This window comes from Mycobacterium persicum (assembly GCF_002086915.1).
Classification (GTDB): Bacteria; Actinomycetota; Actinomycetes; order Mycobacteriales; family Mycobacteriaceae; genus Mycobacterium; species Mycobacterium persicum.
The window spans coordinates 5784011-5799751 of record NZ_MWQA01000001.1 but is presented as its reverse complement, the minus strand read 5'-3'; the positions used below and the strand labels follow the sequence as shown (position 1 = coordinate 5799751).

The window sequence follows — 15741 nt, the reverse complement described above, 5'->3', positions numbered from 1 at the left end:
TCCATGAGTCAGAACCCCAACCTCGCCGCGCTCAGCGCCGTGGGCGTATCCGTGTGGCTGGACGACCTGTCCCGCGACCGATTGAATTCGGGCAATCTGCAGGAGCTGATCGACACCAAGTGTGTCGTCGGCGTGACCACCAATCCGTCCATCTTCCAGAAGGCGCTGGCCGAAGGCGATGCCTACAACGGCCAGATCGCCGAGCTGGCCGAGCGCGGAGCCGACGTGGACGCCACGGTGCGCACCGCCACCACCGACGACGTGCGCCGGGCTTGCGACGTGTTCGCCCCGGTGTGGGAGGCTTCCGACGGACTGGACGGCCGGGTATCGATCGAGGTGGACCCGCGACTGGCGCACGACACCGACAAGACGATCCAGCAGGCCGTCGAGCTGTGGAAGATCGTCGACCGGCCGAACCTGTTCATCAAGATTCCGGCCACCAAGGCCGGCCTGCCCGCCATCACCGCCGTTCTGGCCGAGGGGATTTCGGTCAACGTCACGTTGATCTTCTCCGTCGAACGCTACCGTGCGGTCATGGACGCCTTCCTCGCCGGAATCGAGAAGGCACGAGAAGGTGGCCAGGACGTATCCAAGATCCATTCGGTGGCATCGTTTTTCGTGTCCCGGGTGGACACCGAGATCGACAAACGGCTGGAAAAGCTCGGATCGCAGGACGCGCTGGCATTGCGCGGGCAGGCCGGGGTAGCCAATGCCCGCCTCGCCTATGCCGCCTACCAGGAAGTCTTCGGGGGCGGCGACCGTTTCCGAGCCCTCAAGGCAGACGGCGCCCGCGTACAACGACCCCTGTGGGCTTCGACCGGCGTCAAGAACCCCGACTACGCGGACACTCTCTATGTCACCGAGTTGGCGGCTCCCGACACGGTGAACACCATGCCGGAACCGACGCTGGATGCTGTCGCCGATCATGGCGTGATCACAGGAGATACCGTCAGCGGCACCGCATCCGACGCCCAGCAGGTATTCGACAACCTTCAGGCGGTCGGCATAGACCTGGACGATGTGTTCATCGTGCTGGAGAACGAAGGCGTGGCGAAGTTCGAGGCGGCGTGGACGGAGCTGCTCAAAGAGACTCAGGCGCAGCTCGACTCCGTCACCAAATGAGCGCAGCTCGCAACTCCGCCGCCACGCAGTGGCACAACCCGCTGCGCGACAAGCTGGACAAGCGGCTGCCCAGAATCGCCGGTTCCTGCGGCATGGTGATTTTCGGCGTCACCGGCGACCTGGCCCGCAAGAAGGTGATGCCGGCGATCTACGACCTGGCCAACCGCGGGCTGCTACCGCCGACATTCGCCCTGGTGGGATTCGCCCGCAGAGACTGGGACACTCAGGATTTCGGCCAGGTGGTCTACCAGGCGGTCAAAGAACACTGCCGGACCCCGTTCCGGCAGGAGAACTGGGATCGGCTGGCCGAGGGGTTTCGTTTCGTACCAGGCTCTTTCGATGACGAGCAGGCGTTTGCGCGGCTCGCCGAGACGCTGGACAAACTCGACGCCGAGCGCGGCACCGGCGGCAATCACGCCTTCTATCTGGCGATCCCGCCCAAGTCCTTCCCGGTGGTGTGCGAACAGTTGCACAAATCTGGACTGGCCCGTCCGCAAGGTGACCGGTGGAGCCGGGTCGTCATCGAGAAGCCGTTCGGTCACGACCTGGACAGCGCCCGCGAGCTGAACAAGGCTGTCAACGCGGTCTTCCCGGAGGAATCGGTCTTCCGCATCGACCACTACCTGGGCAAAGAGACGGTGCAAAACATCCTGGCGCTGCGGTTCGCCAACCAGTTCTGGGATCCGATCTGGAATGCGCACTATGTCGACCATGTGCAGATCACCATGGCCGAAGACATCGGCCTGGGTGGTCGGGCCGGCTACTACGACGGTATCGGTGCGGCCCGTGACGTCATCCAGAACCACTTGATGCAGCTGCTGGCGCTGACCGCGATGGAAGAGCCGGTCAGCTTCAAACCGTCTGCGTTGCAGGCGGAAAAGATCAAGGTGCTCTCGGCGACTCGGCTCGCCGAGCCGCTCGACGAGACCAGCAGCCGTGGGCAATACACGGCCGGCTGGCAGGGCGGCGACAAAGTGGTGGGTCTGCTCGACGAGGAAGGTTTCGCCGAGGACTCCACCACCGAGACGTTCGCCGCGATCACGCTCGAGGTCGACCCCCGCCGCTGGGCCGGTGTGCCGTTCTATCTACGCACCGGAAAACGCCTGGGCCGCAGGGTAACTGAGATCGCGTTGGTCTTCAAGCGGGCGCCCCATCTGCCGTTCGACGCCACCATGACCGACGAGCTCGGAGCCAACGCTTTGGTCATCCGGGTGCAACCGGACGAAGGGATGACCCTGCGGTTCGGATCCAAAGTCCCGGGCAGTGCGATGGAAGTCCGCGACGTCAACATGGACTTCTCCTATGGCTCGGCGTTCGCCGAAGACTCACCGGAGGCCTACGAGCGGCTCATCCTCGATGTGCTGCTCGGCGAACCGTCGCTGTTTCCGGTCAATGCGGAGGTCGAATTGGCCTGGGAAATACTGGATCCAGTCCTCGATTACTGGGCGGCACATGGCAAGCCTGACCCCTACGAGGCCGGCACGTGGGGCCCGGATTCGGCATTCCAGATGCTGCACCGCACCGGCCGGGAGTGGCGGCGCCCGTGATCCGCGCCGGCGACGATGGATTGCGAAGCGATGAAAAGGAGCGACGCCAATGATCGTCGATCTGCCCGAAACCACCACCACCGCGGTCAATAAGAAGCTCGACGAGCTACGCGCAAGGATCGGCGCTGTCACGATGGGCCGGGTCCTGACGCTGATCATCGCCCCGGACAGCGAGGCGATGTTCGAAGAATCCATCGAAGCCGCCAACTCCGCCAGCCATGAACATCCCAGCCGGATCATCGTGGTGATGCGAGGTAATCCGTACGCCGAGAAACCACGCCTGGACGCCCAACTGCGGGTGGGCGCCGACGCCGGCGCCGGGGAGGTCGTGGTGTTGCGACTGTCCGGCCCCCTCTCCGGCCATGCCCACAGCGTCGTCATCCCGTTCCTGCTGCCCGACATCCCGGTAGTGGTCTGGTGGCCCGACATCGCTCCGGCGGTACCTGCCCAGGATCCCTTGGGCAAGTTGGCGATTCGGCGCATCATGGACGCCACCAATGGCGTCGACCCGCTGTCGGCGATCAAGAGCCGACTACCCGGTTACACCACCGGCGACACCGACTTGGCCTGGAGTCGCATCACCTATTGGCGGGCATTGCTGACCTCTGCCGTCGACCAGCCGCCCCACGAACCGATCGAGTCGGCGCTCGTGTCGGGCTTGAAGACCGAGCCGGCGCTCGACATCCTGGCGGGCTGGCTGGCCAGCCGGATCGACGGTCCGGTGCGCCGCGCGGTCGGCAAACTCCAAGTCGAGCTGGTGCGCAAGAGCGAGACCATCGTGTTGAGCCGACCGCAGGAAGGGACCACCGCCACCCTGAGCCGGACGGCCCGGCCCGATGCCCGGGTTCCGTTGGCGCGCAGGGTAACTGGGGAATGCCTGGCCGAAGATCTGCGCCGGCTGGACCCCGACGAAATCTACTTCGCGGCATTGGAAGGCATCAAGAAGGTGCAGTACCTATGAATCTGGACGTCCAGACCTTTCCTGACAGCGAGATTCTGGTCGAGGCCGCCGGCCAACGACTGATCCGGGCCATCGACAACGCGGTGGCGGCCAGGGGGCAAGCACTGATCGTGCTGACCGGCGGCGGGAACGGCACCGCGTTGCTGCGCTATCTCGGTGCGTCCGGGCCGCGGATCGACTGGTCCAAGATTCATCTGTTCTGGGGTGACGAGCGCTACGTCTCCGAGGACGATGACGAGCGCAACGACAAGCAGGCGCGTGCGGCGTTGCTCGATCACGTCGACATCCCACCGAGCCAGGTGCACCCGATGGCCGCCAGTAATGGTGAGTTCGGCACCGATTTGGACGCCGCGGCACTGGCCTACGAACAGGTGCTGGCAGCAAATGCGGCACCCGGTGATCGGGCACCGAATTTCGACGTACATCTGTTGGGAATGGGGCCAGAAGGCCACGTCAACTCGCTGTTCCCGCACACTGCGGCCGTGCGTGAGGCCACTCGTCTGGTGGTCCCCGTCGACGACTCGCCCAAACCCCCGCCCCAACGAATCACCTTGACCCTACCGGCGATACAGCGTTCCCGCGAAGTGTGGCTGATCGTTTCGGGCCGGGCCAAGGCCGACGCGGTGGCCGCTGCCATCGGCGGCGCGGACCCGGTTGCGGTGCCGGCGGCCGGAGCAGTCGGACGGGAGAGCACACTGTGGCTGCTCGACGAGGAGGCCGCGGTCAAGCTCGGCTGACAACGCGGTCGGCAGACTCGAAGCCGCGTCGGCTCCAACTGGCGCAATAATGGCCGTCATGGCAGACAGAAGCGTGCGCAGCGGGGCGGAGCGTAGCCGGATCAAGACCCTCACCCAGGCGGCGCTGAACGCCGACAAGACGGTGGAGCAGGTCGAGGACGTCCTCGAGGGACTGGACAAGACGATGAAGGAGCTGAACAGTTCACTGTCGGCTCTCAACACCACGGTGGAGCGGCTGGAGGGTGGCCTGGACCACCTCGAGGGCACATTATCCAGCCTCGACGATCTGGCCAAGCGGCTTATTATGCTGGTCGAGCCGGTAGAAGCCATCGTCGACCGGATCGACTACATCGTGAGTCTGGGCGAGACCGTGATGTCGCCACTGTCGGTCACCGAGCACGCTGTCCGCGGCGTGCTGGACCGGCTACGCAACCGCGCGGTCCACTGAGCGCTGACTCGGCAGCGGTGACGGGGTCGGGCCGCAGTTGGCGATCACACTCGCGACGCCCGCCGCTACCCGCTGTTTCGCAGCGCGCTGGCCAGCCCGTTCATCGTCAGCAGGATGCCGCGCTGCACCAATTCGTCGTCTTCGCCCGAGCGGTAGCGACGCAATAACTCCACCTGGAGGTGATTCAGCGGCTCGAGGTACGGGAAGCGGTTGAACACCGACCGCGCCAGGGCCGGGTTGTCGGCCAGCAGATCGTCGTGGCCGGTGATGCGCTTGTACAGGGTGATGGTGCGGTGATGTTCGTCGACAATTTTGTCGAAAACCCGGCGCCGCAATGATTCATCGGCGACGAGTTCGGCGTAGTGGGCGGCCAGGCCTAGATCGCTCTTGGCCAGCACCTGCGCCATGTTGGACAGCACGCTGCGAAAGAACGGCCACCGCTGGTAGAGATCGTGCAGAACGTCGAGTCGCTCGGCCTCACCTTCGGGGCCCGCCGCGATCCATTGCTCGAACGCCGTGCCGGCGCCGTACCATCCGGGAAGCATCACCCGCGACTGGCTCCACGCCAGCACCCATGGAATGGCGCGCAGGTCCGCGATCGACGAGGTGGGCTTGCGGGACGTCGGGCGACTGCCGATGTTCAGCGACCCGATCTCGCTGACCGGCGTGGACGCCATGAAATACTCGACGAAACCCGGTGTCTCGTGGACCAATTCGGCATACGCACGCTGCGACAGGGCGGCGACCTCCTCGAGCACCCCGTAGGCCGGCGCCGCCGTGTCACCGAGACCCTCGACATCCAGCAGCGTCGATTCCAGGGTTGCGGCCAACAGGCTCTCCAGATTGCGCCGCGCCATCTGCGGCTCGGCGTATTTGGCGGCAATCACCTCGCCCTGCTCGGTAAGACGCAACGAGCCGCTCACCGCGCCCGGCGGCTGCGCCAGGATGGCTTGATAACTCGGGCCACCACCGCGGCCGACGGTGCCGCCGCGACCGTGGAAGAGCCGCAACCGAATTCCCGACTTGCGGGCCGTTTCGACCAGGGCCAGCTCGGCGCGATACACCGCCCAGTTGGCGGCCAGATACCCGCCGTCCTTGTTGGAGTCGGAGTAGCCGAGCATCACCTCCTGTATGTCACCTCGGGCCTCGACCAGCCCGCGATAGAGCGGAAGGTCCAGCGTCGCTTGCAGAATCGTCGCGCCGTTGCGCAGGTCGTCGATCGTTTCGAACAGTGGCGAGATACCCACCGGGCAGTACGGTTGCGGTGCCGAGGCGTCCAGCAAGCCGGCCTCTTTCAGCAGGATCGCCGCCTCCAACATGTCCGATACCGACCGGCACATGGAAATAACGTAATTGGGCACCGCCTCGGGACCGTAGGTCTGGACCGCGTGGGCGGCGGCCGCCATGATGTCCAGCTCGCTACGCGCCAGGTCGGACAATTGTGCCCAGCCGCCGATCAGCGGTCGCCGGGTGCTGAGCTCCCCGACCAGCAGCGCAACCCGCTCGTCTTCGGGCAGCGAGCCATAGTCGGGATGCACCCCGGCCCATGCCAGTAGCTCGCCAACGACCTCCTCGTGTACGTCGGAATTTTGCCGCAGGTCCAGGCCGCACAGGTGAAAACCGAAGACGTGCACGGCTTCTCGTAACAAAGCCAGCCGGTCGTCGGCCAACAGCGCGCTGCCGTGGGTGCGCAGCGATGCATCGATGACGTCGAGGTCGGCCCGCAGCTCACCCGGCGTGGCGTACGGCGGCAATCCCAGGTCCAGCTGGTGCTGCGGTTGTTGGTCCAGGATCTCGGCGCCGGTGGCGCTGAGCCGGGCGCGGATCACGCGCAGCGCCCGCCGGTATGGTTCGTCGTCGCGAGCCTTGTCACGGCAGCCGTCGGCCAGCGCGGACAGCTCGGGTGTGACGGTGAGCAGCCGCGACGACATCGACAGCTCCTGCTCGAGCTGGTCGAGCTCGGCCAGGTAGTGCGACAGCGCGGTGTAGGCGGCGCCGCCGGTGGCCAGCCGCACCACCTCGGCGGTCACGTTGGGGTTGCCGTCACGGTCGCCGCCGATCCATGATCCCGGTTTCAGAATGGGCTCCGACAACAGGTCGGTGTCGGGCCACCGGTCGCGCAATGCCCCCCGCACCTCGGCATTGACCTGCGGGACGACCTTGAAGAACGCCGACCGGTACAGCCGCAGCCCGACGGCGATCTCGTCGCTGATCTGCAGTCGCGATAGCCGGATCAGCGCGGTCTGCCACAAGGTCAGAACCTGGCGACGCAGCTCCAATTCGATGCTGCGGCCGTCGTCGGTCTCGCTGTGGCCCTCGGCATGGAGCCGCATCAACTCGGTGATCCGGTGCTGGGTGACGAAGATGGTGCGCCGGCGGATCTCGGTCGGATGGGCCGTGATGACCGGGGAAACCAGCGCGCCCTTCAACGCGTCGGCAACGGTGACCGAATCCAGCTCGGCCGCTTCGAGTTTCAGGTACGTGGCGGCTAGGCTGCTGTCTTGCGGCGGCTCCCCGGCGGCGATGTGACCGGCGCGGCGGCGTTCCCGGTGGATGTCTTCGGCGACGTTGGCCAGCAACGCGAAATGGCTGAAGGCCCGAATGACCGGAAGCGCCCGGTGAATGTCGATACCGTCGAACATCCGCGCCATCTCGGTTCGGTCGATCTCGGAGCGACGCACCCGGAAGGCTTCCACCCGTGCTCGCTCGACGAGTTCGAAGATCTCGTCGCCGTTCTGTTCGCGAACGGTGTCGCCCAGGATGGAGCCCAACAACCTGATGTCGGCGCGCATCGGCTCGGTCGCCTCGCGCCCCAGCCGGGTCCGGTGGACATCGCCAATCGGTTCCAGCGCGGCATCTGAAACCAGGTCGGTAGCGTCACCCATGAGTCCCAGTATCAGCGACGGGCCGTAGGGCAACGGCGTGGACCGCACGTTTGCGGGCTGATCTGCCCTACGGGGCCGTCGTGCCGACGCATGGACCGCGTAGCCGTGGGGCGACAAGTGTGGCTCCGGCGTCTTTGGCGATTTCACCGGATAATGGCGACGCAGATGCGCGACGCCCTGAACGGCACTGGTCCTCGTGCAACACCCGTTCGCAATCGCCCCCTCGTGATGGCGGCTCCCCCGCCCGCAGGCTCGTCGGCGCTCGTCGCCGGGGAGTCTGAACCTGCTGGTCCCAGGCGCAAACTGGCCGCCGGGGCGATGATCGCTCTACTCGTGCCAGCGATCATGGTGATGGCATGGGATCCGCCGTTCGCAGCGCCGCCACTACCAGCAAGCCGTCCACGGCACCGGAGGCGGCGACGTCGCCGACAGAGGCGACATCGCCCGTCAGCATCCCGGCACCGCCACCACGGCCGCCGCGGGGGCCATGGCAAGAACCCCAAGGGCCGACCAGGCGACTAATCGGTCGGGCAGTCGCCAACCCGATGCCCGACGCCACGCAATCGTTTCCACCACCGTGCGGTGATCGCGAAACGCCTGCCGCCTTGACGACCGCCGGCATCAACGACCCGACCGCCCGCCGCCCGCTATCGGCCGGACATTCGGTAGGCTGCCGGTCATGGAGTTGGCCCTGCAGATCACCTTGGTGATCACCAGTGTGCTGGTGGTGTTGCTGGTGCTGTTGCACCGCGCGAAAGGTGGCGGCCTGTCGACCCTGTTCGGCGGCGGTGTGCAGTCCAGCCTATCCGGGTCGACCGTTGTCGAGAAGAACCTGGACCGGTTGACGCTGTTTATCACCGGGATCTGGGTGGTGTGCATCGTGGGCGTGGGTTTGCTGATCAAGTACCGCTGACGCGCCCGCGCAGCCCAGCGCCGCGACGGGTCGTCTGGTAGCTTTCAGCCCTGGTGTTCGTCCCTATCCTGGTAGCCGGCGTCGGTGTCTGAGCTGGTGCGGTTCACCGACGCGTCGGGGCATGGGCCCGGCCACGGCGTCGCGGGACCGCTGGCCCGGTCGGAACACGACCTGGTTCGCGGCACCGGCGCCTACGTGCGATGCGGTTCGACGGCGAGGCGCACGGCTGCCTGGTGCGCTCCCCGTTGCCGCATGCCCGGATTCGGCGCATCGACAGCTCGCGGGCAACGAGCGCGCCGGGGGTTCTGACTTCGGAGTCGTTGCAGTCCGATACTCAAGACCGCGGGCACATCACCGACGCGGCGATCGCCCTGGACAAGGACGGCCGCTTTCTGGCGTTGTCGGTCCGGTCGACCGTCGACTTGGGCGCCTACCTGTCGCAGCTCGCGCCGCTGACCGCGACCGGCGTCGGCGCGCCGGTACAGGCCGGCGCCTACCGCTTCCGGGCCGTCGAAATCAACGTACGAGCCATGTTCGCCAACAACGTGCCGATCGACGCTTTCCGCGGAGCGGGCCGTCCGGAGGCGACCTACGTGCTGGAACGACTGATCGACCCGAGCGGCTCAATAACTGGGCTTCGATCCGGCCGCGCTGCAGGCCCGCAATCTGCCCGCCACCCAGACCTGGTCCCTGACCGCGGCCACCGGGCTGGTCATCGACGGCAGCCGGTTTCTGGACAACCAGATTCGGTGTCCGGAGTGGCCGACCGTGCCGGGTTCGAATCGCGCCGGCGAGAATCGGCGGCACGCGGCCGGTTGCGTGAATGCGGCTTTGCCAACTACCTGGAAGCCAACGGCGGCCTCCAGGTCGCCGAGGCCATGCGCACCGGCGCCTTTCCCGTCGAGTGCGCCGCCCTGACGTTTTCCGGCGACGGCTGCCTGGACATTGCGGACGGGACCCAATCGAGCAGGACCATGCTGTTCCGCTTCAGCAGCTGGCTGCCGAGCGGCTCGGTATCGATCCGCGGCACATCACCGTGCGCGCGACATCACCGCCGGTGGCACCGAGGTCCGTATCGGCGCAATGGCGACCCATACCCGGGTCGCTACCGATGCCCTTGTCCGGCAAGCAATTCCAACACTGGCGCTGCCGGCTTCCCAAATCGCAGATCTGCAGGTGCGCAATCACGCCACCATCGGCGGGTCACTGGCATACAACGATCCAGTCGGCGACTACCCGGCTGGCTGCGTCGGAATGGGCGCCACGGTGAGCACCGACCGGCGGCGCATTCCGGCCGAAGAATTCTTCACCAGCGCTTTCAGCACCGCGTTGGCAGAGTCGGAAGTCATTGTCTCACTGGCCTTTCCGAAAATCCCCCAACTATTTCGGGCGGCGTTCGTGCGGCTGCCCGATCGAGCCGCGCGCCGTGCGCTGGTAGGGGTGACGGTGGCCGAGACGAAAGCACCTGGCACGGACACTGACCATTCGGGCGGTGCGGTCGTTGACCACATGACCTCGCGATCGACTATCGAAGAGCGAGTGCGGCCGCGCATGCCGCACCGAGGCAGGCCACTACCGCGACTCGGGGATCTCCGACGAGCACTCCGACACCGCCGCTCAACGCCGCGGTGGCCATCGCCCAGGCCGCCGGCTCGACCACCCAGCGCGCTTGGGCCGGCCGACCGTCGAGCTGAGCTACCCCGCCCGCTACTACGCACCGTCGCAATCGAAATGCAAAGCATGCTAGAGAATCGGCCGCTTAGAATTTCGATAACGCGCCTTCGAGTATATCGTGTGGCGCCGCATTCTGCCGGATGCATAAATTGCTCCCGATGATGTCCGGTGCATACCGCGCCGGACGTCGCGAAGTGCGATTAAAACGAACGCAATAGCAGTTCCCGCACCCGGCCTGCCATCCCTTGTCTGGTGTACAAAGTCTCTACATCCATGTTGTCACTCCGCACATCGCGCCCTGATGTCGAAAACTTGTGCAGCGCACCCGGAACCAATCACCGGTTCGACAGGGCAGGTGATTACCAAAACCGCTCGTCAACGGGAAATCGCGGGCGAATTTAAATCACCGACATAGTTATTGTTGACGATAGCTATATTCCCTGGGATTCATTGGTTCCGCCGGAGATTCGGCCGGCCTCCGAGTCGGCGTGAATGTGATCTGGGCCTGCCGGTGAAGAGCTGCACCAGAAAGGTTGGCTAATGGCGTTAGGGCTGAGTGATAAAGGTTCCACAGTGGCTAACGGCCTCCCGATATTTCAGCGCGGTCGTTGTATCCGATATTCGCCGGCCCGGCCCGAGGAAAGACCTCAATGCTGACCGTGACGTTCATGGTCCACGAAAGCTAGGAACCTTTCCTACCCGCGCAGCTTCGGCACCGCGATACTGATCGGTTTTGCCGAGAGCCGCCGCCGAATGCATTAGCCGCCGCAGTTCGAACAAATCACCCGCCAGCACCGGACACCGTAGCCCGGGCTTCATCAGGCCGGGCCCCGGTTCGCATGCACCGAACCGCGTCGCCTTAGTCGCCTCGACCAGCCAAGGAGGTAGCACATGTTCACCAATTTTGCGTTACTACCGCCAGAGGTCATCTCGACCAGGATGTATAGCGGTCCGGGATCAGGCTCGCTGCAAGCCGCGGCGGCGAGCTGGCAGCAGTTGTCTGCTGAATTGCAGACCAGCGCCCAGACGTACCGATCGGTGGTCTCGGACCTCATCGCCTGGCATTGGGTGGGCCCTTCGTCCGCTGCGATGGCGGCAGCAGCCACCTCTTACGCGGAGTGGCTGGAGGCAACAGCCATCCAGACATGGCAGACCGGCCGGCAGGCCGCGGCCGCGGCGAGCGCATTCGACGAGGCGTTTGCCATGACGGTGCCCCCGTCGATCGTCATCGCCAACCGCGAGCAGCTGCACTTGCTGATAGCGACGAATTTCTTCGGACAGAACACTTCGGCGATCGCCGCCTTGGAGCTGGCCTACGCCGAAATGTGGGTCACCAATAGCAGCGTGATGCAGGATTATGCCGTCACTTCGGCGGCCGCGACGACGCTGACGCCATTTGCTTCCCCGCAGCAATCCACCAACCCCGCCGGTCTACCGGCGCAGACCGCCGCGGTGGCTCAAGCCACGGCCGGAGCCGCCGCTGACGGCGGTAACTGGCTGGGGAATCTCTTGGAACAGATCGGGATCGCCCTGCTGCCGATCGCACCCGAGCTGACGCCGTTCTTTCTGGAGGCGGGTGAATTCATCAACGCCATTCCTTTCCCGTCCATCGTCGCGGACGACTTCACGTTCCTCGACGGCGTGATGGCGTGGTACGCAACCGTCAGCTCGATCAACAACATCAGCTCGCTGGGCACCGGTATCATCGGGGCCGAGAAGAATCTGGGCATCCTGCCCAACCTCGCGGCACCGGCAGCCGATGTTGTCCCCAGTGAGCTTGCCCCGCTGGTCAATTCGGTCAAGAACGTAGCCGACGCGGTGGCGAAGGGCGGACCAGGAATTGGCGAGGTGTCCGCAGCTTTCCGCGGCGCCGGTTCGATCGGGCAAATGTCGGTGCCGCCTACCTGGACCGCACCGGCAGTCACCACGGTGAAGACGTTCCAAGGTACGCCCCTGACTACGCTGCCAGCCGGCGACGGAGGGGCCGGGATGCCGGGGATGCCAGGGATAGCGTCTGCCGGGACGCGGCGCGGCGGGGTGGTGCCCCGGTACGGTTTGACACCTCGAGTGATGACACGCCCCCTCTCCGGAGGGTAGCGCGAGCGTCGATTGCCGTGCGGTGGCTACGGAAGCGGTCCCCCGGCGGCGATGGCCGCCAGCGTCGCGAACTGCTCCCCGTCCAGCGACGCGCCACCGACCAGCCCGCCGTCGATGTCGTCTTGGGCAACCAGGTCGGCGACGTTCTTCGCGTTCATCGAGCCGCCGTAGAGCACCCGCACCGTCTCGGCGATCTTCGCTGATGCCAGCGACGCCAATTCCTTTCGGATCGCCGCGCAGACCTCCTGGGCGTCGGCGGCGCTGGCCACCCGCCCGGTGCCGATCGCCCAGACCGGCTCATAGGCGATGACGACGGACCCGATCTGCTCAGCCGACAGCCCGGCCAGCGAACCACGTAGCTGTTCGACGTTGTATGGCACGTGGTTTCCCGCTTCCCGCACGTCGAGGTGTTCGCCGATGCAGACGATCGGCGTGAGCTCGTGCTTGAGCGCGGCGGCGGCCTTGGCGGCGACCAGGGCATCATCCTCGTTGTGATAGGTGCGCCGCTCGGAGTGTCCGACGATGACGTAGCTGCAACCCAATTTCGCCAGGAACGCCCCGCTGATGTCACCGGTGTAGGCGCCGGAGTCGTGTTGTGACAGGTCCTGGGCACCATAGGTCAACCGGAGCTTGTCGCCGTCGACCAGCGTCTGCACGCTGCGCAGATCGGTGAACGGCGGGATCACCGTGACGTCCACCTTGTCGTAATACTTGTCCGGCAACGCGAACGCGACCTTCTGCACCAGCGCGATCGCCTCGAAGTGATTGAGGTTCATCTTCCAGTTGCCGGCGATCAACGGCTTGCGGCTCACGACTGTCCGCCTCTCTTGTCTTGACCGGGCTGGACCTCACCAAGGACCTCGATACCGGGAAGTGCTTTGCCCTCAAGGTATTCCAGCGACGCGCCGCCGCCGGTGGAAATGTGCGAAAAGTCGCTTTCGGCGATGCCGAGCGCGCGCACCGCGGCCGCCGAGTCGCCGCCGCCGACCACGCTGAAAGCTCCTCTACCCGTCGCGGCGGCGATCGCCTCGGCGACGCCTCTGGTGCCCGCCGCGTAGCCGGGGAATTCGAACACGCCCATGGGCCCGTTCCAGAAAATGGTCTTGGCGTTGGACAACAGCGTGGCGAAACGTTTGACCGATCCCGGGCCGATGTCCAGGCCCATCAGCTCGTGCGGGATAGCGTCGGCGGCGACGGTTTGGGGCGGGGAATCGGCGGCGAACTTCTCGGTCACCACGATGTCGACGGGCAGCCGCAGTACGTCGTGGTAGGTGTCGAGCAGCCTGCGGCAGGTGTCGATCATCTCGCCTTCCAGCAGCGACGTGCCAACCGAATAGCCTTGCGCGGCAAGGAAAGTAAAACACATTCCGCCGCCGATAACGATGCTGTCAGCCTTGGTGGCCAGCGACTCGATCACACCGAGTTTGTCCGACACCTTCGATCCGCCCAGCACCACCGCGTAGGGCCGCTCGGAGGAGCCGGTCAGCTGCTCGAGTACCCGGATCTCCTCGGCCACCAACTCGCCGGCATAGTGCGGCAGCAACGTCGCCACGTCGTACACCGAGGCCTGCTTGCGGTGCACCACGCCGAACCCGTCGGAGACGAAAGCACCTCCCGGAGATACCAATTCGGCAAGCTGTCGAGCCAGGGCGAGGCGCTCACCGTCGTCCTTGGCGGTCTCGCGCTTGTCGAAGCGGATGTTCTCCAGCAGCAGGATGTCGCCGGCCGTCAGCCCTTCGGCGCGGGCTAGCGCGTCAGCACCGACGACATCCCCGGCCAGCTGAACGTGCCGACCCAACTGCTCACCCAGCGCCGCGGCCACCGGCGCCAGCGACAGCTTCGGGTCGGGGCCGGCCTTGGGGCGACCCAGGTGCGCGGTGACCACCACCTTGGCGCCGGCATCGAGCAGTGCCTGCAATGTCGGTACCGACGCGGTGATGCGGCCCGGGTCGGTGATGGCGCCGTCCTCATCGAGCGGAACGTTCAGGTCGGAGCGCACCAATACGCCGCGACCCGAAACGCCTTCGGCGAGAAGGTCTTCGAGGGAATGGATAGTCACGGCTGCCTGAGTTTACAGGGACTTGCCGACCAGGGCGACCAGGTCGATGAGGCGGTTGGAGTAACCCCACTCGTTGTCGTACCACGACACGACCTTGGCCTGGCCTTCGATCACCTTGGTCAACCCGGAGTCGAAGATCGAGCTGTGCGGGTCGGTGACGATGTCGCTCGAGACGATCGGGGCGTCGTAATACTTCAAAATTCCCTTGAGCCTGCCCTCGGCGGCCGCTTTGTATGCGGCGTTGATCTCTTCGGCAGTGGCAGACTTGGCCAGGTCGGCGGTCAGGTCGGTGACCGAACCGGTGGGGATCGGCACCCGCAGCGCGTAGCCGTCGAGTTTGCCCTTGAGCTCGGGCATCACCAACCCGATGGCCTTGGCGGCTCCGGTCGAGGTGGGGACGATATTGAGCGCGGCGGCGCGGGCGCGCCGCAGGTCCTTGTGCGGGCCGTCCTGCAGGTTCTGATCCTGGGTGTAGGCGTGGATGGTCGTCATCAGGCCCCTGACGATGCCGAACTCGTCGTTCAGCACTTTGGCCAGCGGTGCGAGGCAGTTCGTCGTGCACGAGGCGTTGGAGATGATGTTCTGGCTGCCGTCGTACTTGTCGTCGTTGACACCCAACACGATGGTCAGGTCCGGGTCAGTCGCGGGCGCCGAGATGACGACCTTCTTGGCACCGGCGTCGAGATGACCCTTGGCTTTGGCGGCGTTGGTGAACAGGCCGGTGGATTCGACGACCACATCGACGCCGAGGTCGCCCCACGGCAATGCGGCCGGCCCTTCGCGAACGGCCAGCGCCTTGATCTTGGTGCTGCCGACCACGATCGTGTCCTCGCCCTCGAGGCTGACGTCCTGGGGCAGCCGGCCCAGGATCGAGTCGAATTTCAGCAGGTGAGCCAGTGTATGGTTGTCGGTGATGTCGTTGACGCCCCCCACCGCCATATCAGCGGTGCCCTGCTCCTGTTGAGCCAATAAGGCCCGGTAAAAGTTGCGGCCGATTCGACCAAAGCCGTTGATGCCTACCCGGACCGTCACTTGCCTCTCCCTGCCTTTCGCTGTCCACTCATGAGTCCGCTTACGAGCGCCTTGCCGCCAGCCTAGATCAGTGACGGGCGCCCCGACGCCCCGCCAGTAAGAGTGCGGGACCTCCGCGGCGCGAAAAGCCGGCGCGGGTCGAGCGCGGGTTGCGACAGAGGTGGGTGAGAGCACCGATGGTCCTGTTCGACGGCGCACGGCTGGCCCCCGCCGCCCTCCTTTGCAAGGAAAAGTGATGGCGAACGTCACCATTTGGAAACGGCGCG

12 protein-coding genes and 1 pseudogene are annotated in these 15741 nt (G+C 65.6%); 9 read left to right on the top strand and 4 right to left on the bottom strand.

The genetic code is table 11. The features are described 5' to 3' along the window. Positions 1-3 precede the first annotated feature (3 nt). From tal to B4U45_RS26350, 5 genes are read left to right on the top strand one after another with little or no spacing between them, the layout of a single operon-like run. Complete coding sequence (gene tal, locus B4U45_RS26370) at positions 4-1122, top strand: transaldolase (protein WP_075546055.1); 1119 nt, start codon at positions 4-6, stop codon at positions 1120-1122. Next, positions 1119-2669: a glucose-6-phosphate dehydrogenase gene (gene zwf, locus B4U45_RS26365; protein ID WP_219858812.1), complete on the top strand. Its 1551-nt coding sequence runs from the start codon at positions 1119-1121 to the stop codon at positions 2667-2669. Before tal ends, zwf begins: the two co-directional genes overlap by 4 nt. A 49-nt stretch (positions 2670-2718) precedes the next feature. After that, the gene (gene opcA / locus B4U45_RS26360; RefSeq protein ID WP_075546053.1) at positions 2719-3630 is read left to right on the top strand and encodes a glucose-6-phosphate dehydrogenase assembly protein OpcA; all 912 of its coding nucleotides are present in this window, start codon (positions 2719-2721) and stop codon (positions 3628-3630) included. Continuing rightward, positions 3627-4367 carry a 6-phosphogluconolactonase gene (pgl, locus tag B4U45_RS26355; protein WP_075546052.1) on the top strand — a complete coding sequence of 247 codons (741 nt, stop codon included), beginning with the start codon at positions 3627-3629 and terminating at the stop codon, positions 4365-4367. The genes opcA and pgl overlap by 4 nt, the downstream gene beginning before the upstream one ends. Before the next feature lie 49 nt (positions 4368-4416). Beyond that, positions 4417-4815: an ATPase gene (locus B4U45_RS26350; RefSeq protein ID WP_075546051.1), complete on the top strand. Its 399-nt coding sequence runs from the start codon at positions 4417-4419 to the stop codon at positions 4813-4815. 65 nt (positions 4816-4880) lie between these two features. Here B4U45_RS26350 and ppc read toward each other — a convergent pair whose 3' ends face one another. After that, the gene (gene ppc / locus B4U45_RS26345) at positions 4881-7700 is read right to left on the bottom strand and encodes a phosphoenolpyruvate carboxylase (protein WP_075546222.1); all 2820 of its coding nucleotides are present in this window, start codon (positions 7698-7700) and stop codon (positions 4881-4883) included. Positions 7701-8379: 679 nt separating this feature from the next. Here ppc and secG point away from each other — a divergent pair. From secG to B4U45_RS26330, 4 genes and pseudogenes are all read left to right on the top strand, one after another. Next, complete coding sequence (gene secG / locus B4U45_RS26340) at positions 8380-8613, top strand: preprotein translocase subunit SecG (RefSeq protein ID WP_036391473.1); 234 nt, start codon at positions 8380-8382, stop codon at positions 8611-8613. Positions 8614-8813: 200 nt separating this feature from the next. Continuing rightward, positions 8814-9215: pseudogene (locus B4U45_RS30615) on the top strand (molybdopterin cofactor-binding domain-containing protein); the annotation flags it as partial. 343 nt (positions 9216-9558) lie between these two features. After that, a complete protein-coding gene (locus tag B4U45_RS30610) occupies positions 9559-10449 on the top strand; it encodes an FAD binding domain-containing protein (RefSeq protein WP_371687173.1) in 891 nt (296 codons plus the stop codon). A gap of 729 nt (positions 10450-11178) precedes the next feature. Further along, positions 11179-12384 (top strand): PPE family protein, encoded by a 1206-nt coding sequence (locus B4U45_RS26330; RefSeq protein WP_075546048.1) that lies wholly within the window; start codon positions 11179-11181, stop codon positions 12382-12384. A 26-nt stretch (positions 12385-12410) separates the two neighbouring features. Here the strand turns inward: B4U45_RS26330 and tpiA are convergent, their stop codons facing one another. From tpiA to gap, 3 genes are read right to left on the bottom strand one after another with little or no spacing between them, the layout of a single operon-like run. Continuing rightward, positions 12411-13196, bottom strand: coding sequence for a triose-phosphate isomerase (gene tpiA / locus B4U45_RS26325; RefSeq protein ID WP_075546047.1), 786 nt, complete (start codon positions 13194-13196; stop codon positions 12411-12413). Next, positions 13193-14443 carry a phosphoglycerate kinase gene (locus B4U45_RS26320; RefSeq protein ID WP_083154511.1) on the bottom strand — a complete coding sequence of 417 codons (1251 nt, stop codon included), beginning with the start codon at positions 14441-14443 and terminating at the stop codon, positions 13193-13195. The genes tpiA and B4U45_RS26320 overlap by 4 nt, the downstream gene beginning before the upstream one ends. A 12-nt stretch (positions 14444-14455) precedes the next feature. Next, positions 14456-15475 carry a type I glyceraldehyde-3-phosphate dehydrogenase gene (gene gap, locus B4U45_RS26315; RefSeq protein ID WP_219859549.1) on the bottom strand — a complete coding sequence of 340 codons (1020 nt, stop codon included), beginning with the start codon at positions 15473-15475 and terminating at the stop codon, positions 14456-14458. Positions 15476-15741 lie beyond the last annotated feature (266 nt).